The 20,842-nt window shown below is 53.4% G+C and carries 22 protein-coding genes; 18 read left to right on the top strand and 4 right to left on the bottom strand.

All coding sequences use genetic code 11. The features are described from left to right. Nucleotides 1–25: 25 nt before the first annotated feature. Nucleotides 26–550, top strand: coding sequence for a hypothetical protein (locus AC1931_RS10115; protein WP_483877140.1), 525 nt, complete (start codon nucleotides 26–28; stop codon nucleotides 548–550). Nucleotides 551–619: 69 nt separating this feature from the next. Then, the gene (gene dksA, locus AC1931_RS10110; RefSeq protein WP_483877139.1) at nucleotides 620–976 is read left to right on the top strand and encodes an RNA polymerase-binding protein DksA; all 357 of its coding nucleotides are present in this window, start codon (nucleotides 620–622) and stop codon (nucleotides 974–976) included. Between the two features lie 28 nt (nucleotides 977–1,004). Here the strand turns inward: dksA and AC1931_RS10105 are convergent, their stop codons facing one another. Together AC1931_RS10105 and AC1931_RS10100 are read right to left on the bottom strand one after the other, a co-directional pair. After that, nucleotides 1,005–1,241, bottom strand: a complete 237-nt coding sequence (locus AC1931_RS10105; protein WP_483877138.1) for a GSU3473 family protein — start codon at nucleotides 1,239–1,241, stop codon at nucleotides 1,005–1,007. Next, on the bottom strand, nucleotides 1,222–1,401 hold the full coding sequence (locus tag AC1931_RS10100) for a hypothetical protein (protein ID WP_483877137.1): 180 nt from the start codon (nucleotides 1,399–1,401) through the stop codon (nucleotides 1,222–1,224). The genes AC1931_RS10105 and AC1931_RS10100 overlap by 20 nt, the downstream gene beginning before the upstream one ends. 125 nt (nucleotides 1,402–1,526) lie before the next feature. Between AC1931_RS10100 and AC1931_RS10095 the strand changes: the two genes are divergently transcribed. Continuing rightward, entirely contained in the window at nucleotides 1,527–1,754 is a 228-nt protein-coding gene (locus AC1931_RS10095) for a twin-arginine translocase TatA/TatE family subunit (protein WP_483877136.1), read from the top strand. A 124-nt stretch (nucleotides 1,755–1,878) separates the two neighbouring features. Beyond that, a complete protein-coding gene (locus tag AC1931_RS10090; protein ID WP_483877135.1) occupies nucleotides 1,879–2,856 on the top strand; it encodes a hypothetical protein in 978 nt (325 codons plus the stop codon). 171 nt (nucleotides 2,857–3,027) lie between these two features. Here the strand turns inward: AC1931_RS10090 and groL are convergent, their stop codons facing one another. Together groL and groES are read right to left on the bottom strand one after the other, a co-directional pair. Beyond that, nucleotides 3,028–4,677, bottom strand: a complete 1,650-nt coding sequence (gene groL / locus AC1931_RS10085; protein WP_483877134.1) for a chaperonin GroEL — start codon at nucleotides 4,675–4,677, stop codon at nucleotides 3,028–3,030. An 83-nt stretch (nucleotides 4,678–4,760) separates the two neighbouring features. Further along, on the bottom strand, nucleotides 4,761–5,051 hold the full coding sequence (groES, locus tag AC1931_RS10080) for a co-chaperone GroES (RefSeq protein WP_483877133.1): 291 nt from the start codon (nucleotides 5,049–5,051) through the stop codon (nucleotides 4,761–4,763). Nucleotides 5,052–5,507: 456 nt separating this feature from the next. Here groES and AC1931_RS10075 point away from each other — a divergent pair, with 456 nt between their 5' ends. The 14 genes from AC1931_RS10075 to AC1931_RS10010 all read left to right on the top strand — a co-directional run bounded on the left by AC1931_RS10075 (nucleotide 5,508) and on the right by AC1931_RS10010 (nucleotide 20,804). Then, a complete protein-coding gene (locus AC1931_RS10075) occupies nucleotides 5,508–6,068 on the top strand; it encodes a helix-turn-helix domain-containing protein (RefSeq protein WP_483877132.1) in 561 nt (186 codons plus the stop codon). A gap of 172 nt (nucleotides 6,069–6,240) precedes the next feature. Next, entirely contained in the window at nucleotides 6,241–8,382 is a 2,142-nt protein-coding gene (scpA, locus tag AC1931_RS10070) for a methylmalonyl-CoA mutase (RefSeq protein WP_483877131.1), read from the top strand. 115 nt (nucleotides 8,383–8,497) lie between these two features. Then, nucleotides 8,498–9,475: a methylmalonyl Co-A mutase-associated GTPase MeaB gene (gene meaB, locus AC1931_RS10065; RefSeq protein ID WP_483877130.1), complete on the top strand. Its 978-nt coding sequence runs from the start codon at nucleotides 8,498–8,500 to the stop codon at nucleotides 9,473–9,475. A gap of 150 nt (nucleotides 9,476–9,625) precedes the next feature. After that, nucleotides 9,626–10,030: a methylmalonyl-CoA epimerase gene (gene mce, locus AC1931_RS10060; RefSeq protein WP_483877129.1), complete on the top strand. Its 405-nt coding sequence runs from the start codon at nucleotides 9,626–9,628 to the stop codon at nucleotides 10,028–10,030. Nucleotides 10,031–10,547: 517 nt separating this feature from the next. Further along, nucleotides 10,548–11,711 (top strand): hypothetical protein, encoded by a 1,164-nt coding sequence (locus AC1931_RS10055; RefSeq protein WP_483877128.1) that lies wholly within the window; start codon nucleotides 10,548–10,550, stop codon nucleotides 11,709–11,711. A 373-nt stretch (nucleotides 11,712–12,084) separates the two neighbouring features. After that, complete coding sequence (locus tag AC1931_RS10050; RefSeq protein WP_483877127.1) at nucleotides 12,085–14,439, top strand: hybrid sensor histidine kinase/response regulator; 2,355 nt, start codon at nucleotides 12,085–12,087, stop codon at nucleotides 14,437–14,439. Continuing rightward, nucleotides 14,417–15,832, top strand: coding sequence for a sigma-54-dependent transcriptional regulator (locus tag AC1931_RS10045; RefSeq protein WP_483877126.1), 1,416 nt, complete (start codon nucleotides 14,417–14,419; stop codon nucleotides 15,830–15,832). Before AC1931_RS10050 ends, AC1931_RS10045 begins: the two co-directional genes overlap by 23 nt. Nucleotides 15,833–16,001: 169 nt before the next feature. Further along, entirely contained in the window at nucleotides 16,002–16,940 is a 939-nt protein-coding gene (locus AC1931_RS10040; protein ID WP_483877125.1) for an AAA-type ATPase lid domain-containing protein, read from the top strand. Nucleotides 16,941–17,253: 313 nt separating this feature from the next. Further along, the gene (locus AC1931_RS10035) at nucleotides 17,254–17,487 is read left to right on the top strand and encodes a hypothetical protein (RefSeq protein ID WP_483877124.1); all 234 of its coding nucleotides are present in this window, start codon (nucleotides 17,254–17,256) and stop codon (nucleotides 17,485–17,487) included. Between the two features lie 20 nt (nucleotides 17,488–17,507). Next, nucleotides 17,508–17,903 (top strand): response regulator, encoded by a 396-nt coding sequence (locus tag AC1931_RS10030; RefSeq protein WP_483877123.1) that lies wholly within the window; start codon nucleotides 17,508–17,510, stop codon nucleotides 17,901–17,903. Nucleotides 17,904–17,944: 41 nt separating this feature from the next. Then, nucleotides 17,945–18,193 (top strand): hypothetical protein, encoded by a 249-nt coding sequence (locus AC1931_RS10025; RefSeq protein WP_483877122.1) that lies wholly within the window; start codon nucleotides 17,945–17,947, stop codon nucleotides 18,191–18,193. A gap of 72 nt (nucleotides 18,194–18,265) precedes the next feature. Beyond that, entirely contained in the window at nucleotides 18,266–19,309 is a 1,044-nt protein-coding gene (locus AC1931_RS10020) for a cytochrome c3 family protein (protein ID WP_483877121.1), read from the top strand. A gap of 12 nt (nucleotides 19,310–19,321) precedes the next feature. Further along, the gene (locus tag AC1931_RS10015) at nucleotides 19,322–19,996 is read left to right on the top strand and encodes a cytochrome b/b6 domain-containing protein (protein ID WP_483877120.1); all 675 of its coding nucleotides are present in this window, start codon (nucleotides 19,322–19,324) and stop codon (nucleotides 19,994–19,996) included. A gap of 307 nt (nucleotides 19,997–20,303) precedes the next feature. After that, nucleotides 20,304–20,804 (top strand): hypothetical protein, encoded by a 501-nt coding sequence (locus AC1931_RS10010; protein WP_483877119.1) that lies wholly within the window; start codon nucleotides 20,304–20,306, stop codon nucleotides 20,802–20,804. Nucleotides 20,805–20,842 lie beyond the last annotated feature (38 nt).

The following is a 20,842-nucleotide window of genomic DNA, read 5'->3' as shown; positions in this document are numbered from 1 at the left end:
TCTCCTGGCAACAAGGGAACACCTCATGGACAGTATCACCTACAAAATCCGCAAAGGCTTTTTGATCCCCATGGGGCTCACCGTTGTCCTCGGCGTGGTGTTGCTGCTTATCGGCATCGGAATCCGGATGCCTGCCGGTCGTCTCTACCTGCTTGCCGCCTTCATGGCACCGGCCCTGCTGATTTTTATTGAAAGCAGTCGCCGGCGGGTTCATATTTATCATGATCATGTCCTGATGGAACGAACCCTGGGGAAAAAGCAGATCCACTTCAGCGACTTGGCCTCCGTTGATGCTGTCCGGGTGCGTAAACGCGTCTTTATCAGCCTGACGACTGAGGACAATTTTATGATTATCTCCAACAGCTACGACCGTTTTGACCAGCTGGTGCGTCGGCTGATTGAGCTGGTACCAGAAACTGCCTTAAGCGATGAAGCCCGCCAGTTGGCGGCTGACCCTCCGCGCAAGTGCAGCGATGTCTTTTCAGCCTGGCTCGCTGTCGCCGTGCTGTTGCTGGTCATCGCGGCGCAGTTGCGAAGCACTCTTTTTTAACCATCGTCAACTGTTAACCTCTTTACGGCAGCAGAAACAGCCGGCGAGAGTAACAACAAGGGGAAGCTCATGGACAAACAAACTCTGGGGGAATTTAGGGAGCTGCTTAACCGTCAGCTCAAAGAACTGCTGCAGGAAGCCGGAAAAACCGTGTCCGAAATGAATGAGGAAAATGTCAACTTTGCCGATCCGACGGATCGGGCATCGCTGGAATCGGACCGTAATTTTGAGCTGCGCATTCGCGATCGTGAGCGTAAATTGATCAGCAAGATTCGCCAGGCCCTGGAACGTATTGATGACGGCAGCTACGGCCACTGCGAAAGCTGCGATGTTGAAATCAGTCCGGAGCGCCTGCGCGCCCGCCCGGTGACAACATTGTGCATCGAATGTAAAACCGAGCAGGAACGTCTCGAGCGCATCGGCTAAGCAGCCCGGACAGGGGGCGGACCAGTGATCAGCTATCTGCGTCCGTCGCTTCTATTTGCCACGGTGAACGCCGATCCTGACCGGTATAGTTGCCATCACGGCGATAATCACGCAAGCACGCATGATCGCGAACAATATCAACCCAGCCGGCGGCGCGGCTAAATCTGAGTATCTTCCCCGTTGCAATCAGTACGTCAAGGACATCGTTGCTGACCTGCCCACGGGTTCCATCCGGGTAGACTACGTCAATCAGTTGTCGCTTCACTATCCACTCCTTTTAAAAGTTCATCAAAAACACTCCAGATGAACACCATGCCAGCAAAATACACCCAAACAGCCTGTTGCAACAAAAGAAATCTATTTTCATCCCGCAAGGATGATTGTTTTTTTCCTTCAGCCGGTGTATCTTGAGCGGCCTGAATCAATAAACTACACCGCTTGCAGCAAATCAGAACATAGAATATAGAACTCAGAAAAAAACCTTTGGAATTAATAAGTTTTATTCTGTCTTCTATCTTCGATAGTTTTTATTTATACAAGGAGGAACACCATGTTCGGACTGGGAACACAGGAACTGCTCATCATCCTGGTGCTGGTAATGATCATCTTCGGTGCCGGCAAGCTGCCACAAGTCGGCAGCGCCCTCGGCAAAGGGCTGCGCAATTTCAAAAAAGGGGTGAACGACTCCGACGAGGAAATTGAAGAAGGAGAAATCGAGGAAGTCACCACCCACAAGAAAAAAGAAGTCAAGGAAGAGGAACAGGATAAGAAATCCTGACGGCTCAGGTAGTTACTACCCACTCCCTGCTACCTGCTGCCCCTTACTACCCATTATCACTACCAACAAACCCTGCGCATGCTCTGGCGGGGTTTTTTAATTTGCCTCACAGGAGAACGATACAATGACTAAAGCACTGGGCCTCATGTCGGGCGGTCTCGACAGCACCCTCGCAGCCATGATCCTCATGCGCCAGGGGCTTGAGGTTACCGGCATTTCCTTTGTCACCCCGTTTTTTGGCGCCGAAAAAGCGCGCAAGGCGGCTGCGGCCGTCGGCCACCCGCTGATCATTTCCGACATCAGTGCCATTCATCTGGAGATGCTCAAGCATCCTAAATATGGTTACGGTCGTCATATGAACCCGTGCATCGACTGCCACGCCATGATGTTCCGCCTGGCCGGTGAAAAAATGCAGGAAGGCGGCTTTGATTTTCTCTTTTCCGGTGAAGTTCTGGGGCAGCGCCCCATGAGCCAGAATTCAACGGCCCTTAAAGCCGTAGCCAAACACTCCGGTTTTCCTGAACGGATTTTGCGCCCCTTAAGCGCGCGCCTTCTGCCACCAACGCCGATGGAAGAAAACGGCCTGGTCGACCGCAAGCAACTGCTCGATATCCAGGGGCGCTCACGCAAGCGTCAGCAAGCCCTGGCCGGGGAATGGGGACTGAAGGAACTTCCCGCCGTTGCCGGCGGGTGCCTGCTGACGGAAAGGGGGTTTTCCAATCAACTGCGCGATCTGTTCAACCATCATGCCGGTGCCGACGTCAGCGATGTCGAACTGCTCAAGATCGGGCGCCAGTTCCGCCTTACACCCACTGCCAAACTGGTGGTCGGCAGAAACCAGGAAGACAATCAGGCGTTGGAAGGTTTTTTGACGAAATCCAGACTGTTGCTGCGCTGCCGCGATTTCAGTGGACCTTTGGGTGTACTCTGTGGTGACGCTGAGCAGGCCACCCTGGAACGCGCCGCGGCGATTGTCGCTTCCTACGGCCAGGGCAAGGACGAACCCCTGGTAGAGGTCCTCTGCTTTGATCATGACAACAGCTCCAGCCTGACCGTCCCCCCCATGCCCCGGGAAGAATCGATCAAGATGCTGCTACGCTGAAGGGGCGAAAACCAGGAGTCAGAATACAGAATATAGAAGGTGTTGCCCCTCTTCTGTATTCTACCTCCTGTATTCTGAATTCTGCCTTAAAACTACCAAAGCCCCCGCCGAGAGTTCATTCTCGACGGGGGCTTCGTTGTTTCTACTTAACTTCTGGTGAGGCTTTTGGGCTTACATCATGCCGCCCATACCGCCCATGCCACCCATACCGCCCATACCACCAGGCATTGCCGGCATCGCATCTTTATCTTCCGGCTTGTCAGCGATCATCGCTTCGGTGGTCAGCATCAGACCGGCAACGGAGCCGGCATTCTGCAGGGCACTGCGGGTCACTTTGGTCGGATCAATGATGCCGGCCTCGATCATGTCGCAGTATTCATCGGTAGCAGCGTTGAAACCGAAAGCCCCTTTGCCGTTGCGAACCTTATCGGCAACAATGGCACCCTCAACACCAGCGTTGATAGCGATCTGACGCAGCGGTGCTTCCAAGGCGCGGATCACCAGGTCAACCCCGAACTTCTGCTCACCTTCGATTTTAAGCTTCTTCAGCGCCGGCAGGCAGCGTACCAGGGCAACACCACCACCAGGGACGATACCCTCTTCAACTGCAGCGCGGGTAGCATGCAGGGCATCTTCAACGCGGGCTTTCTTTTCTTTCATTTCGGTTTCGGTTGCAGCACCGACCTTAACCACGGCAACGCCACCGACCAGTTTGGCCAGACGCTCCTGCAGTTTTTCACGATCGTAGTCACTGCTGGTCTCTTCAATCTGACTACGGATCACCTTGACGCGTCCCTCAATGGAAACCTCGTCACCAGCCCCATCGATAATGGTGGTGTTATCCTTGTCGATAACAACCCGTTTCGCGGTTCCGAGCATGTCAATGGTGGCGTTTTCGAGCTTGAAGCCAACCTCTTCGGCAATGACCTGGCCACCGGTCAGCACGGCGATATCTTCCAGCATCGCTTTACGACGGTCACCAAAGCCGGGAGCTTTAACGGCGCAGACGTTGATGGTGCCGCGCAGCTTGTTAACCACCAGGGTGGCCAACGCTTCGCCATCGACATCTTCAGAAATGATCAACAGCGGACGGCCTTGCTTGGCGACCGGCTCGAGGACCGGCAGCAGATCTTTCATGTTGCTGATTTTTTTGTCGTGAATCAGAATCAACGGATCATCAAGGACAGATTCCATGCGCTCGGCATCGGAAACAAAGTACGGGGAAAGGTAGCCACGGTCGAACTGCATCCCCTCAACCGTTTCCAGCGAGGTTTCCATCGACTTGGCTTCTTCAACGGTGATAACGCCCTCTTTGCCGACTTTTTCCATCGCCTCGGCAATGATGTTGCCGATGGTCTCGTCACTGTTGGCGGAGATTGTACCAACCTGGGCAATTTCCTTGTGGTCTTTTACCGGCTTGGAAATCTTTTTCAGCTCTTCAACCGCAGCAACAACCGCCTTGTCGATGCCACGCTTAAGCTCCATCGGGTTGTGACCGGCGGTCACCAGCTTGACGCCTTCCTGATAGATCGCCTGCGCCAGCACGGTTGCGGTGGTAGTACCGTCACCGGCCACGTCGGAGGTTTTTGAAGCAACTTCCTTGACCAGTTGCGCACCCATGTTTTCGAACTTGTTTTCAAGTTCGATCTCTTTAGCCACGGTCACACCGTCCTTGGTGATCAGCGGAGCACCATAGGACTTGTCGATCACGACGTTACGCCCTTTGGGACCGAGGGTTACCTTAACCGCATCAGCCAGAACAGCGACGCCGTCAAGAATCTTGGCACGAGCTTCTTGTGAAAATAACAGTTGTTTAGCCATAATTTCTTATATCCTCCATGAATTTTGATTGCTTATTGATTCAGTTTACTGATCACCTGTCGTCAATGTGACAAAAGGTTAAATCAACCAAGAACGCCGAGGATGTCGTCCTCGCGCATAATCAGGTATTCCTTACCGTCAACCTTGATCTCGCTGCCGGCATACTTACCGAACAGAACACGGTCACCCACCTTGACATCAAGCGGCAGCACCTTGCCTTCGGGGGTCACTTTGCCCTTACCGGCGGCAACGACTTTACCTTCCTGGGGCTTTTCCTTGGAAACCGTGTCAGGGATGATGATGCCCCCGGCCGTTTTGGTTTCTTCCTCTACACGCTCAACGATGATACGGTCCTGCATTGGTCTGATTTTCATACCTTGTGCTCTCCTTTCAAGCCTCAATCCGCGGAAAATTTGCCCGCAACAGTTGTCAACGAATCCGGAATCGGGCATCATACTGCGACCGACTCCTTACTTTTTCCTTGTTAGCACTCAACCTGATCGAGTGCTAACAACGGCATAATAATAATCTCTGTTCCACGATTGTCAAGCAAAAAAACAACGGTTGCTGCCGGATGAATTGACAGCGGCCATAGAATTAAGTCAGACTTAAATAAAATCCTTCCCATAGAGCCCAGCACAGTCCCTCTCATCTCCCCATAAATATTCGGAAGAGCCTGAATATGCTACAGGGGGCTATCCACAAGAGGGCCTGAACACTCTGATTGTTTTTACTTTGGTTAAAGTTATTCCGGTTGACATTTTTGACCATGTTCGCTATACGAAGCGGGAACAAAACAGCTTTATATTGCTGCAATCGCAAGGAACCACATGGACTTCAACATCGGCCAGAAAATCAAAACCCTGCGCAAGCAACGCAAGCTGACCCTGCAGGATGTCGCCAATGAAACCGGGTTTTCTCCGGCGCTGATTTCCCAGATCGAAAACAACAACGTCTCGCCTCCCATCGCTACCCTGTCGAAGATCGCCCGTTTTTTCGACATCAAGATGAGCCATTTCTTCGAGGAGGGAGAAGAGACCAACCGCTACGAAATTGTCCGCCGCGGCGAACGCCGCATTGTCAGTCGGGTTATCTCCAAGGACGGCACCAGCCACGGCTATACCTACGAAACCCTTTCGTACCGCAAGCGCAATAAAAAAATGGAGCCCTTTGTCCTCACGGTTACCGAACGCGCCCAGGAGGAAACCCTCTATAATCATGAGGGGGAGGAGTTCCTGTTGATCTTGAAGGGCAATGCCGAGATTATACTCAATGATGAGCGCTTTTCCCTTGCCGAAGGGGATGCTGTTTATTTCGATTCCACCGTCAGACACCGACTGCTGGCCAAGGATGGCGAAACGGTTCAAGTCCTGGCGGTGGTGACGCGTTAAAAAATTGCCATCAAAACACCAAGAGCTCCAGGAGAGGCCAAACTTGAATTACAGCAAATCCTTAAGTCTTTACATATAAGGTCTTTCAGACTTACCTGGTGTCCTTCGAGCCTTGGTGGCTAAAAAAGATTGTGCCCAGAACATTCCATTTTCAGGAAGGAAGTTTAAAACCATGAGCCAATTTGACAAAAAAACCGTCTCTGACTGGGAAGCCCAGGCCAAAAAGGAGAAAAAGAGCGAGGATCTTTCCGCCCTCAACTGGGACACGCCTGAAGGCATTACCGTCAAGCCGCTCTATACCGCAGCTGATACCGCCAGCCTTCCCCATACCGATACCCTGCCCGGCCTCGCACCCTTCATCCGTGGACCGATGGCGACCATGTATGCCGGTCGTCCGTGGACAGTGCGCCAGTACGCCGGCTTTTCCACAGCGGAAGAATCCAACGCCTTTTACAAGCGCAATCTCGCCGCCGGCCAGCAGGGGCTGTCGGTAGCTTTTGACCTCGCCACCCACCGCGGCTACGACTCCGACCATCCGCGCGTTGTCGGTGATGTCGGCAAGGCCGGGGTCGCCATCGACTCGGTCGAGGACATGAAGATCCTCTTCGGCGATATTCCGCTGGACAAGGTTTCCGTCTCCATGACCATGAACGGTGCGGTGCTGCCGATCATGGCCAACTACATTGTCGCCGCCGAGGAGCAGGGGGTTAAGCCGGAGCAACTGGCCGGCACCATCCAGAACGACATCCTTAAAGAGTTCATGGTGCGTAACACCTATATCTATCCGCCCGCACCTTCAATGCGCATCATCGGTGACATCATCGAGTACACCAGCAAGTACATGCCCAAGTTCAACTCCATCTCCATTTCCGGCTATCACATCCAGGAAGCCGGCGCCAACAACGCCCTGGAGCTGGCCTTTACCCTCGCCGACGGCCTTGAGTACGTACGCACCGCCATCGCCAAGGGGCTTGATGTTGATGCCTTCGCGCCGCGCCTGTCATTCTTCTTTGCCATCGGCATGAACTTCTTCATGGAAGCCTCAAAACTGCGGGCCGCGCGCTTTTTGTGGGCCGAGCTGATGAATCAATTCAATCCCAAAAATCCCAAGTCCTCGATGCTGCGCACCCACTGCCAGACCAGCGGCTGGAGTCTGACCGAGCAAGACCCCTACAACAATGTCGTGCGTACCACCATCGAAGCCATGGCGGCGGTATTAGGCGGTACCCAGTCCCTGCACACCAACGCCCTGGATGAAGCTATCGCCCTGCCGACCGACCACAGCGCCCGCATTGCCCGCAACACCCAGCTGGTGATCCAGGAAGAAACCGGCATCTGCAATGTCGTTGATCCGTTGGGCGGCTCCTACTATGTGGAGTCCCTGACCAATGCCCTGATCGAAGAGGCACGCACCATTATCAATGAAGTTGAAGAGCTCGGCGGCATGACCAAGGCGATTGAAACCGGCATGCCGAAACTGCGGATCGAAGAATCCGCCGCCAAGAAGCAGGCCGCCATTGACAGCGGTCGCGACGTCATCGTCGGGGTCAACAAGTATAAACTTGCCAAAGAAGATCCCATTGAAACCCTTGATGTCGATAACGCTGCAGTTCTCAAAGGCCAGATCAGCCGCCTGACCAGAATGCGCGCCGCGCGTGACGAAGCCGCATGCCGGAGCGCCCTTGACGCGATCACCGCAGCAGCGGAAAATAACAACGGTAACCTGCTCGAACTCTGCGTCAACGCTGCGCGTCAACGTGCCAGTGTCGGGGAAATCTCGGATGCCATGGAAAAGGTCTATGGCCGCCACCGTGCCGAAATCAGACTTGTTTCCGGAGCCTATGGGTCGATCGTGAGTGAAGACAGTGATTTTGCCGAATTAAAAAAACGGGTCGACGACTTTGCCGCCCGGGAAGGACGGCGCCCGCGCATCCTCATCGCCAAGATGGGGCAGGACGGTCATGACCGTGGCGCCAAGGTAGTAGCCACCGCCTACGCCGATGCCGGTTTTGATGTCGATGTTGGCCCCCTGTTCCAGACCCCGGACGAAGCTGCCAAGATGGCGGTGGAAAATGACGTCCATGTCGTCGGCGTGTCCAGTCTCGCCGCCGGGCACAAGACCCTGGTGCCGCAACTGGCCGCCGAGCTGAAAAAACTCGGCGCCGATGATATCGCCATCGTCTGCGGCGGCGTCATCCCGCGCCAGGACTACGACGTCCTTTTTGCTGCCGGCGCCGCCAAAATCTTCGGCCCCGGCACCCCGATCACCACCTCGGGAATGCAAACCCTGGATGCCATAGAAGGCAAAAAATAGAATTAAAAGCAGAATACAGAATACAGAATACAGGAGGTAGAATACCGAAGAAGGGCAACACCTTCTATATTCTGTATTCTGTCTTCTGTATTCTGCCTCACAGTGAGCCTTAACCTTGTCTACTATCTCGCAACTCGCCACCGGCGTACGTTCCGGCAACATCCGCTCCCTGGCCAAAGCCATTACCCTGATCGAGAGCCGTAATCCTGATCACGGGGCAAAGGCCTCTGAACTCCTTGACGCCCTGCTGCCCGCTACCGGCAACAGCATCCGTGTCGGCATCTCCGGGGTGCCCGGTGCCGGCAAAAGCACCTTCATCGAGGCATTGGGGATGGATCTGATCGGCCGCGACCATAGAGTCGCCATTCTCGCTGTTGATCCTTCATCGCAATTATCAGGCGGCTCGATCCTGGGCGATAAAACCCGCATGGAAGAGCTGGCCCGCGAGCACAAGGCCTTTATCCGCCCCTCTCCGGCCGGCGATACCCTAGGCGGGGTGGCGCGTAAAACCCGCGAGACCATGCTGCTGTGCGAAGCGGCCGGTTTTGATGTCATCATCGTCGAAACCGTCGGCGTCGGTCAGTCGGAGATCACCGTCGCCTCCATGGTCGACTTCTTCATGCTGCTGCAGCTCGCCGGCGCCGGGGACGAACTCCAGGGGATCAAAAAAGGGGTGATGGAGATCGCCGACGCCATCCTCATCAACAAGGCTGAAGGGGACAATCGACCCCGCGCCGAGCTGGCCCGCAAGCAGTACCAGAATGCCCTGCACCTGCTCAAACCCAAAAGCCGTAACTGGATTGTACCCGTGCTACTGTGCAGCGCCCTCAAAAAGCAGGGAATCGACGAAACCTGGCAGACGGTTCTCGACTTTGTTAAAACTATGCGCGAGCATGATGAGTTCGAGCAGAAGCGCCGCCTCCAGGCCAGCGACTGGATGTGGGCCCAGGTCATGGATGAACTCAAAACCCTGTTCATGACCGACAAGCATGTCGCCCCCCTGATCCACCCCCTGCAAACCGCTGTCAGCACCGGCATCACCACCCCCGGCGCAGCGGCAAGGCGATTAATTGAAGCGTTTAGAAGGCATTGAAGGGCAGAATATGGGTATAAATATCTGAATCCTGCGTTGGTGTAGGGGCGGGGTTTCCGCGCTCAGGGCGGGGAAACCCCGCCCCTACATTTTAATGTTTAACCGTCAAAGCAATATATTCATTCTATATTCTGTCCTCAAGGAGCCCCTATGCTTACCAAAATCAACCACATCGGCATCGCCGTGCACAGCCTCAACACCTCCATCCCCTTCTACCGCGATCAGCTCGGCATGACCTTTGAGGGAACCGAGGTTGTCGAGGAGCAGAAGGTCAAGGTCGCTTTTTTCATCGTTGGCGAGAGCCGCATCGAGCTGCTTGAAGCTACCGCCGAGGACTCACCCGTCGCCAAATTTCTCGCCAAAAACGGCGAGGGCATTCACCACATGGCCTACGAAGTTGACGATATTATCGCCACCCTGGAGCGTCTAAAAGCCGACGGCGTCCGCCTGATTGATGAAAACCCACGCAAAGGGGCCCACAACAGCCTCATCGCCTTTCTGCATCCCAAGGTCACCGGCGGTGTCCTGACGGAAATCTGCCAGTGTGGACATTGAAAGGCAGAAGGCAGAATACAGCATACAGAATCCAGAAGAAGCGCAACACCTCCTGTATTCTGTATGCTGAATACCCCTGATTTTTATTGACATCAACGATAAGCTCACTATACTAATGAGCGTTCGCTTGGCAGCACCTGCTTTTACGGTTACCATGCACAGACGAAAGAGCAACATCATTGACCAGCAGACATTCATCACAACAGCCGAAAACATCGCCGCTGTAGCAAAAAACCTACAGCAACCTGTTGCGCGGCAGCCACAAAGACCCCTTCGGGTTAACTCAAGCCCTCGCAGCATGATCAGCAATAACAACACAACATCAGCAGCTTACGTTAAATTCAGCAAAACACCAGCAGTTTGGCACAGATACTGCTGTTCAGATACTACCGAGCAAGAATAACGCACCACCCAAATGTAAAGTGCAATGGACGTTAAATGGCTAGTTTTTAAGTTGAGCAGAACTTAAACCGCCGAAATGACTTCGGCAAAACTATTACCTTAGGAGGTAACACCAATGAGCAGATTAGCAAGTTTATTGATCGTCCTGCTGGCGATCGCAGTAGCAACACCGGTTCTTGCAGAAGACCGCCTGAGCCTCAACGGCGAAATGCGTGTACGCGGTTGGCATGTTGATGTTGACGGCGCCGACAACACTGCAACCTGGGCTGATCAGCGCCTGCGGATCGGTGGCAAGTTCTCCGTTGCTGAAGGCGTCAGCGTGACCTTCCGCATGGATGCCACTGAGTCTAACTGGGGAAGCCAGACCGGTTTTGGTTCAGGTCGTTTAGTAACCGGTAGCAATAATCCTATGCAGTGGGACCGCGCTCACCTGGATATCCAGAAGGGTGCCTTACACCTGCGTGCCGGCCAGTTCTACACCACTCTTGGCCAGACCGCATTTGATGCCCAGGACAACGGCCTGATGCTGAACGTTAAAGGTCAGATCCCGGTTTCCCTGTTCTTCATGGTTGACAATGATGGCGGCTCCAGTGCAGATTCTGATGCTTACTACTATGGCGCTAATGTCGCGCACAAGACTGATGCTTACGCAGCCAATGTTTTTGTTGGTGGACAAAAAAACAATGACGAAGACGTCTATGTTCTCGGCCTGAACTATGCCCAGAGCTTTGATGCCCTCAAGATGTTTGCCGAGCTTGACTACTTCACTGGTGATGCCAGCGCAACGATGGATGCCTACGGTCTGCAACTCTTCGTTGACGTTTCCATGGCTGCATCTGAAACCGTTACCGTTGGTGGCCAGGCCTTCTACGCCATGGGCGATGAAGACGATGTACAGTATCAGATCCTTGGCAACGACTTCGGTGGCTGGGACCCGATCCAAGCTATTGGTACCAATCTTGACAATGAGCAAATTGACCTTGGCCGCCCCTTTGCCCTGCTGGGTAATGGTGCCGGTATCATGGCCGGTCGCCTCTACGGTAACTTCATGGTCAGCAACGATCTGACCCTTGGTGCTTCCGTCTTCTACGGCGTTAACGATGAAGATAGTGTCGCTGTTTACGAAGACGCAATGGTATTTGCTGGCGGCTTCAGCTATGCCGTGATGGCAAACACCAAGCTTGGTCTGCAACTGCAGTACTGGGACTTCACTGGTGAAGGCACCAACGACGACCTCGAAGCCATGGCTGGCGGCGTTGGCCTGTTCGTGAACTTCTAATTCGATTAGAATTCACTGCTTAACCAAAAGCCCCGGTGATCTTCACCGGGGCTTTTTTAGTTTTCCGCCACCCAGTCCACCCAGAAAACCCATTGATCGTTTCTCTTTCTGTTCCTGGCCCCTTGGTGGCTACGACTATTATATCGTTTTTCCTGCACCACCTGCTTCATGCCCAGATAACGCACGGGCAGATACCGGCCCAGATACTGCAAACGATGCCGTACTCACTATCCGAAACCTACTTAAGCAATTAGTGCATTGAAAAACAATGGCGAATCATATTGACTTGCCAAGCTTTTTTGTTACTAATTCTAACGTTGAAGCACAACTGTTTTTCTCTTAACCACCAGGCTTTTTCAGAAAGATCAGCTTCATGACAACGTCTGCACAAAAATCCGATCGTCCTACCGCTATCATTGTCACCCTGGTGTTTCTCGTTATCAGCACCTTCTGGAACCTGTTTTCGGATCATCTCTTTGCGGTCCTGCTGAATCGCCCTGAAATGAACCAGCATTCGACCAATATCGGACACTGGTTCTTCATCATATTTTCCGCCATCATGCTCTACTGGTTACTGCGCTTCTGGGAAGCCTCCGTTTCCGAAACCCAGGAATCCCTGAAGAAAGTCAATCGCTCCCTTCGAAGCGTCAGTGAATGTTCAAGGGCAATCACCCGACTGGAGGATGAAGAGACACTGATGCAGGAAATCTGCCGCATCTGTGTCGAAGTTGGCGGACATCGCATGGCGTGGGTCGCTTTTAAGCAAGATAACCCACAAAAGAGTCTCAAACCGGCAGCCCACTGGGGAGCCGACAATATCTATCTGGAAAATCTCAAGGCCAGCTGGTCAGCTGACATCGACATTGGGCAGGGACCGGCCGGAACCTGTATTCGTACCGGTGAAATAGTTATTTTTCAGAATCTCCACGCTGATTCCCGCTTTAGACCCTGGCTCAAGCAAGTACGCAAGTACGGTTACGCATCCTGCATTGCCCTGCCGCTCGTCGACAATGAGCGGACCTACGGCGCGCTGATCATCTTCAACGGACAAAAGGATGCGTTCACTCCGGATAAAACTGAATTGCTGGCGGAAATGGCGGAAGACTTATCCTACGGCATCAGGACGCTGCGCATGCAGAAGATCCATCACGATGAGGTTCAAGAGCGCCTGATGCTGGCGGCGGCCATGGATCAGACATCGGACGGCATTATCACCTTCAACACCCAGGCCATCATTCAATACGTTAACTTCAGTTTTCTCCATCTGTGCGGAGTTCCGGAAGGTCGATGCGTCGGCACCTCTCTGCACAACTTTGAGTGTTCCCAGCGCAATCCCGAATTTTACCGCGCCATCCTCAATGTGTTTGCAACCAACCAGCCCTATTCGGGACACTTCATCAACAAGCGCAGCGATGGCAGCGTCTACGACATTGATGCCTGGATCGCGCCGGTCTTCGACACTGACGGCAGCGTCATCCGCTATGTTGCTACCGTCAGGGACATCAGTCAGGAAGTTGTGCTGCAACGCCAGTTGCGGCAGGCACAAAAAATGGAAGCACTGGCGACCCTTTCCGGTGGCATCGCCCATGATTTCAATAATATTCTGGCGATCATCATCACCAACACCGAGATGTGCCTGGAAGACGTCCCGGAGCACGACCCTCAGCGCCCGTTTCTCGAGTTGATTCTCAAGGCCGGCCTGCGTGGCAAGAGTCTGGTCCGTCAGTTTCTGACGATCAGCCGTAAAAGCGAGCAACCGCAAAAACCCACTAACCTGGGCGCTGTGGTTGAGGAATGTATGAGCATGTTGCGCGCCACCCTGCCGACCACTATTGAGCTACAGCAGCAAATTCCCGCACAGCTGGCCCTGGTCATCGCTGATCCGACCCAGATCCATCAGGTCATCATGAATCTGTGTACCAATGCCGCCGATGCAATGGCCGGACACAATGGCGTTCTGAATATCAGTCTTGACGAGATCACCCTGTCAGCCGACGACCGGACCAATTATCCTGAACTCCCTGCGGGCAACTATGTACGCCTGATGGTCACCGACAACGGCCACGGTATGAGTCGGGATGTGCTGGATCGCATTTTTGACCCTTTCTTCACCACCAAGGAACAGGGCAAGGGGACCGGACTTGGTCTGTCCATCGCCCACGGCATCGTCAAATCCCACAAAGGGCATATCTCCGCCGTGAGTATTCTTGAAGGCGGCACCACCTTTACCGTATTATTGCCGGCAACCACAGAAACCATCAGCGCTGATGTCGATACCAGCAGGGTGGAACAAGCCCCCGGCAAAGGGCATATCCTGTTCGTGGATGACGAAGCCGACTATGTCACCACCATGAAAATCGTGCTCGAACGCTGCGGCTACCAGGTAACCGCCCATACCGACAGCCGGGTCGTGCTTGACCTGCTGCGCCAGGATGCTTTTTCCTGCGATCTGCTGATCAGCGACCAGACCATGCCCCAACTGACCGGCACCCAGCTAGCGGCAGAAGTATTGAAACTCAAGCCGGGGCTACCGATTGTTCTCTGCAGCGGCTCAACGCCGGAAACCGAACCGGCCGTCAGCAATGCCAACATAGCGGCTCTGGGAATCAGCAAGTTGCTGTTAAAACCCGTCCAACGTAGAGAACTGGTGGCAACGGTGGCACAACTACTCAGTCATAAAGCAGCCCCCGGGCCAGAGGTCGCAAATGAGCAACATACTGATTATTGATGATGATGAAATGATGTGTGCGACCCTGTCGGCGCTGGTGCAACGCAAAGGCTACTCGGCAACCTGTGCGACTACCCTGCAACAGGGGAGAACCCTGGTTGAAACGCACGACTTTGACATCACCTTTCTTGACGTCAAGATGCCGGACGGCAACGGGCTGGATCTGCTGACACAAATAAATGCAACGCCGTCAGCGCCTGAGGTGATCATCATTACCGGCTTTGGTGACCCGGATGGGGCGGAACTCGCTATCAAAAGTGGCGCCTGGGATTATATCGAGAAGGGATTTTCCATCAAGGAGATCACCCTGTCGCTGGAACGCGCACTCCAATATCGTCAAGAAAAACAGGAGGTGCTGCGCGGCAGAAAACCTGTCCCACTGCACCGCCCCAACATCATCGGCAACAGCCCTGCTCTGAATGCCTGTCTTGATCTGGTCGCGCAATCTGCGGGGAGCGATGCTCATGTTTTTATCAGTGGTGAAACCGGCACCGGCAAAGAACTGTTCGCCCGGGCGGTTCATGAAAACAGTGCTCGCCGGAGCGAACATTTCGTCGTCGTCGATTGTACTGCCCTGCCGGAAACCCTGGTGGAAAGCCTGCTTTTTGGCCACGAAAAGGGTGCCTTTACCGGCGCGGAACGCAATCGAGACGGGCTGGTGAAACAGGCGCACAAAGGTACCCTGTTCCTCGACGAGGTTGGGGAGCTGCCGATGAGCCTGCAAAAATCCTTTCTGCGGGTACTGCAGGAACATCGCTTTCGCCCTCTCGGCGCAGCACGCGAAATTGAAAGTGATTTCCGCCTGATCGCCGCGACCAATCGTGACCTCGATGCGATGGCTGAGGAAGGCTCTTTTCGTAGCGATCTGCTCTTCCGCTTACGCTCTTTTGTGATCGAACTCCCTCCTCTGCGTAAACGCAAAGAGGACATCAAGGCACTGACGCGCCACTATGTCGATCGCTTCTGCGAACAGCACTTAAGCGGCCCCAAAGGGCTGGATGCTGAATTCCTGAACATGCTGATGCTCTATCCCTGGCCCGGCAATGTCCGGGAACTGGTAAACACCCTGGAAAGAACTCTCACTGCTGCTCAATTTGACCCCACCCTCTTCCCCCAGCATCTGCCAAGCCATATCCGCGTTCATGTGCGCCGTGCCGCTATGGAAAAAAACAACGCCGAACCGGACCTTTCGGTCCCGGTCACAACCTCCGATATCCTCCCCAAACTGCAGGACTACCGCGAAGAGGTCTTAAGCCGTGCCGAGCAGCAATACCTGAGCGCCCTGATGTCCCAGGCCCATACGGATATTGGGCTGGCCTGCGACATCTCCGGGCTGTCACAATCGCGTCTTTACGCCCTGCTGAAAAAATACGACATCAGCCGCAAGAGCTGATCGGCACTCCACGCCCCCCATCCACCCCCCGCCTGTTGTTTGGCGCGGCTTATGCATGTTTCCCTGCTGGTAGCAAAAGCAGCGTTTCCTTAACCGGATCCATCCTGAGACTGAGGGTGGGTGCGCGGTTGTTCAAATTAACAAACCCAATCAAAAAGGCGGGCATGTCATGACACAGCAGTGCGCTCCCAACATCCCTGAGCTCAAGTCACTGATTGAACAGCTCTATCTGAACCGTACATGTCTCGAACAACTGCTTGAACGACTGCATGACCTCACCACCAGCCCGGAGCCGACCGAGCACAATCCTGCGTCACGGGAAAGCGCTCCTGCCGAACAGGAAAAGGCCCTGCGTGCCAGTGATCGGAAGACAGAAAAAGGTTGCCCTCGGCAGCCACCTGTTATCGCCGTGGATGCCCGGATGCAGATCGCCGTCGGACTGGCGCATGCCATGGCGGAGACTGACGCTGCGGTGCTCATTCAGGGTGCCACCGGAACCGGGAAAAACTTTTTTTCCCAGCTGATACACCGCCAGTCTAGGCGCGCGCAATGCCCCCTGATTACGATCCCCTGCCGCCAGTTCAGTCAACCCGCCACCATGGCGCGCATCGGGGCATTCTTTGATGAAGCAGGCAACGGCAGCCTGATTCTGGAAGATATCGACGAATTGCAGCCGGCGGCACAGGATCATCTAGCGAACATATTAAAACAGCCTCTTACCTGCCGCCTGATCAGTCTGAGCTGCAACGACCCCGATGAATTGGTGCGTCACGGCAATTTCTCCGCCGACCTGCTCGACCAGTTGCGCGAATGCCACATTGTATTGCCGGTTCTGGCCGGTCGCAGCGCCGATATTGAGCACCTCGCCCGGCACTGCTGCCGACAGCTGTGCGCCGCCGCCGGAGTTGTGGAAAAGCAACTGTCTCCCGAGTATCTTAATCTGCTGACTCTTTATTCCTGGCCGGGCAACGTTCGCGAACTGATCAACACCCTGAAACAATCCCTGCTCTGCGCCGGCGAACAAAAAACCCTGTATGCCAAAGATCTGCCCGCCCATATCCGCATTCAGACACTGCCCCTCTCATCTGCCCGCAAAAAAGGGTTGTAGCATCGTCACGGTTTTAGCCCCTGCCATGGCCGCTGATCCGGTGCCGAACAGACACAGGTAATATCATTCTCAGTACGGCGATACCCCCCCCCGGTTGATTCCTGAAAGAAAAGAATTTTCCTGTCCCACAGGAATTCAAACCTCCCCGGGCAGCTTCTGCCATTCACAATCTCCCATCATTATTCGTGGAACAAAATATAAGCTACTGGTTTAATTGAGTTATTGAAATTTTTTGACCAGCCTTAAGTTGTGGCACTCAACTTGCTATAAAACCACATAAGATAATAAATCTCTTTCAATACCGGAGAATCTCATGAATAGAATTCGTAATCTTTGTCTGGTTCTTGTACTCGCGCCGCTATTAATCGCGGGAATGTTTCTGCTGGAGGTCATGGGCTTCGAAACGACCCTTCTGACCAAGCTCTTTATCATTTTCGCAGGCGCCATCATCGGCTTTCAATGCGCACCCGCTATCCTGATGTTTTCCGGACTGATCAAGGAAACCTGCAATGGAAGGGATACCCTCGTCGATAAATCAACCCGCTGAACCAAATAAGGGAGTCGACCATGTATGCACGTAAAGTCATGATTGTTGATCGCGATGCTTCCGCGCAGAAGAAAATGGCGGAGTTCTTTGAAAAATCGAACTACGAAGTCACCACAACCGCTTCTGCCGCCTATGCCATCGCCCAGATTGTGAGAAAGAATCAGCCGATTGTGATTCTTGGTGACAGCTTTGAAGAAAAGATTTCCGCTGTTGATGTTATTGCCCTGATGCGGCGCTGCAACAAAGACCTGAGAATCATTCTGGTTTCCGATGACAGTTCGCTGGAAACCCTGCGCCGCATCCGCGAAGACGGAATCTTCTACCATGCCCTGAAGCCAGTCAACCAGGAAGACAATGAGGAGCTTGTTTCTGTTGTTGAATATGCGCTGGGTGGAGCTCGGTTGATTGCCAACTGACCACCGGCCTCCACATCTATTCATTTTAAAAGGAGTATGTCATGAAAAAAATCAAACAAATCACCCTGTCGCTGATCCTTTCCTTTGCCAGCATCGCCCCCGCTTTCGCCCAAACGGGTGCACGTGAAGACAACAGTATGGTACTGACCTATCTGTTTCTGGGAACCTGCGCACTGATTATCCTGCTTCAGTTTGCTCCTCTGATGGCGATGGTTTTCGGCATTGTAAAAGGAATCTTCGGTAAAAAAACTCAGGAAGAAGCAAAGACGGTGCCGGTGAAAACCAGATGAAAATCAGTCTTCATGCGGTCATTGCGACCGACTTGTCTTACTTTTTTAGGATTTGCGCGGGGAGGTACCAAAATGAACTGTTGCCACTTTAACAATCTACTACGCATGGCGGTACTTTCGGTCATGCTCTTTGCCCCCTGCTCCTTGTCGGCCATGGATGCGGATTACTGTCTCATGTGCCATGGTGATGCGGATATGGTCGGCGAATCGCTACTGATCGAGGCAACAACCTTTGACACTACCGCCCATGCCCTGCTCGGCTGCAGCACCTGCCATGAGGCGATCGGTGACGAACACCCCAATGGCGACAGTGAACTGAACAGAGCCACATGTCTCGACTGTCACGATCATCTGGGGCAGGAATATATGATGACCGATCATGCCAACTACGCCACCTGCGGTGATTGCCACAACCCCCATGAGGTTCGCGCCATGGACGCTATGGCCGGGTACGACATGAACGACAAGTGCTTTAAGTGTCATGACACACCAGCGATGGTCGAACGGCACAAGGAATGGCTGCCGCAGGCCAATCTGCATATCGCCAAACTGCCGTGCATCACCTGCCATACCGGTTCTGAAGGATACGAGATAGTGCTCAATATTGTTGCCAAACAGGATGACCGCCTGTTGAGCGGCTATGAGCTGCCCGGCTACCACACACTAGAGGACATCAGCGGGGAGGCTGGAATCCTGAGCCTGATCGATAGCGACGGTGACAATTTCATCACCTTAAAGGAGCTGAAACGCTTCAACCGCAACCCGGAGTACCGTGATCTGCGCCTGGCAGGAACCATGGTGCCGAGCGACGTGTCGCACGACTTGTCGACGCTTGACAACCGCTACGACTGCACCTTTTGTCACGTGTCCGGGCCGGAAAGTATGCAAACCAGTTTTCTTGCAATCCCGAATCGCGACGGCGGCTACCAACGGATCGCGGTCGAGCAAGGTGCCGTCCTTGAAGCTCTCTACGGCACGCCCGACTTTTATATGGTTGGCACAACCAGAAGCGCGTCGATGAACATTATCGGACTGATTATTATCTGCGGTGGCCTGGTGATGCCGCTTGGTCATGGACTGCTGCGCTTTTTAACCCGCAAAAACCGCCAACACTAAGGGGAAGTGATCATGAGTGAACATAAAAAAGTATATCTGCAACCAACACCTGTACGCATCTGGCACTGGCTGAACGCATTCGGTATTATCACCCTGGCCGTTTCCGGGGCGCAAATCCGATTTCCAGAGTACATTACTCTGCTCGGCAACTATAAATCCGTCATCTACCTTCACAATACCGCCGGATTTGTTGTCGCCATATCCTTCACCTTCTGGTTTTTTTACTATGTTTTCATCGCTCGCTCGATGGCAAACCTTTATGTTCCTAAAGTTGACGAGTTGAAAAACGGGCTGTTGCGTCAGATAAAATTCTACTTTTTAACCTACTTTCTGGGCTGGGAGAATCCGCACCACCCGACCCCCAGGAATAAATTCAATCCGATGCAGAAATCGGCCTATCTGGCCATCATGTTCGTGTTGATGCCACTGGTCAGCCTGACCGGCATCTTTATGACCAATGTCGAACCCTTGCGTGGCGTGATCGTCATGATGGGCGGCCTGAAGATTCTGATGAATTTTCATTTTCTCCTCGCCTGCTGCCTGATCGCCTTCCTGCCGACCCATATGTACCTGACCACCCTTGGCCACACACCGCTTGAACACATTAAAACCATGTGGACCGGGTGGGAAGAAAGCGATGAAGCGGTTTCCGATCCCGAACATGTCGGTACGGTTTCAACCCACTGACACATGGCACAACAGAATGACTTCATCAAGGGCGACACCTTCAGGTGTCGCCCTGCTGCATTTAATCCCCACTAAGCTTAAAAAACTGGGGTTTTCTTTTTTCTTTTGCTCTTTGCTTCATATTATTCCTATCGATGAAGAAATTTCCTGCCAGACAGTAAAAAGGTTCAACATACCTCGGAATAAACGCCCTTAAACCGACAAAAACCACCTTTTTTCAAGGTAAAACAGCCAAACAAGTTGGCACGACTCCTGCTTTGAATGAATAACAAGACTTGCAAAAACCTTAGTCAAGGTGGAGGCCAATATGACAAAATATCATCAATCCGAGGGTGGCATCCCCCCCCACATGAGTCAACTGCAGAAGATCCGCGCATTGCGTGACAATGGACATCACCTCGCACGCCACAACCTGTGGGAACTGTTTCTTTTTCTCCTGGTAAGTATCTGTGCTTACAATGTGCGCGACCTGAACCTGTTTGCCATGGCCTCCGAACCTCTGCGCCAGATCCTCGGTTACCCACCGCCGGCCTATATGGTAAGCGCCGCTCTGGCCGTCTATTTTGGTTCCTCCGTGGTTCTGGGGCTGAAGGCACTGGCCTACCGAACCAAACCGACAGGCACCTGGAACCACCTTGGTTATCGCAGTGCGTTCTATTTCTTCTACAGCTTCACCGGCAGCATCGCTGAACATTTCCTGCCCGTATTGTTGATGGGCTTGATGCTCTATGGACTGGATCAGTGTCATCTGCGCCTCTACAACCAGGGCACAATTCATGGCTTTGATGGGGTCTCAGAAAATCTGTAATCGCGGGGAGATAAGGACAAACAGGAGTCATGCACCAG

This window comes from Pelovirga sp. C15f, assembly GCF_057178085.1.
This window is presented reverse-complemented; position numbering and strand designations above follow the sequence as displayed.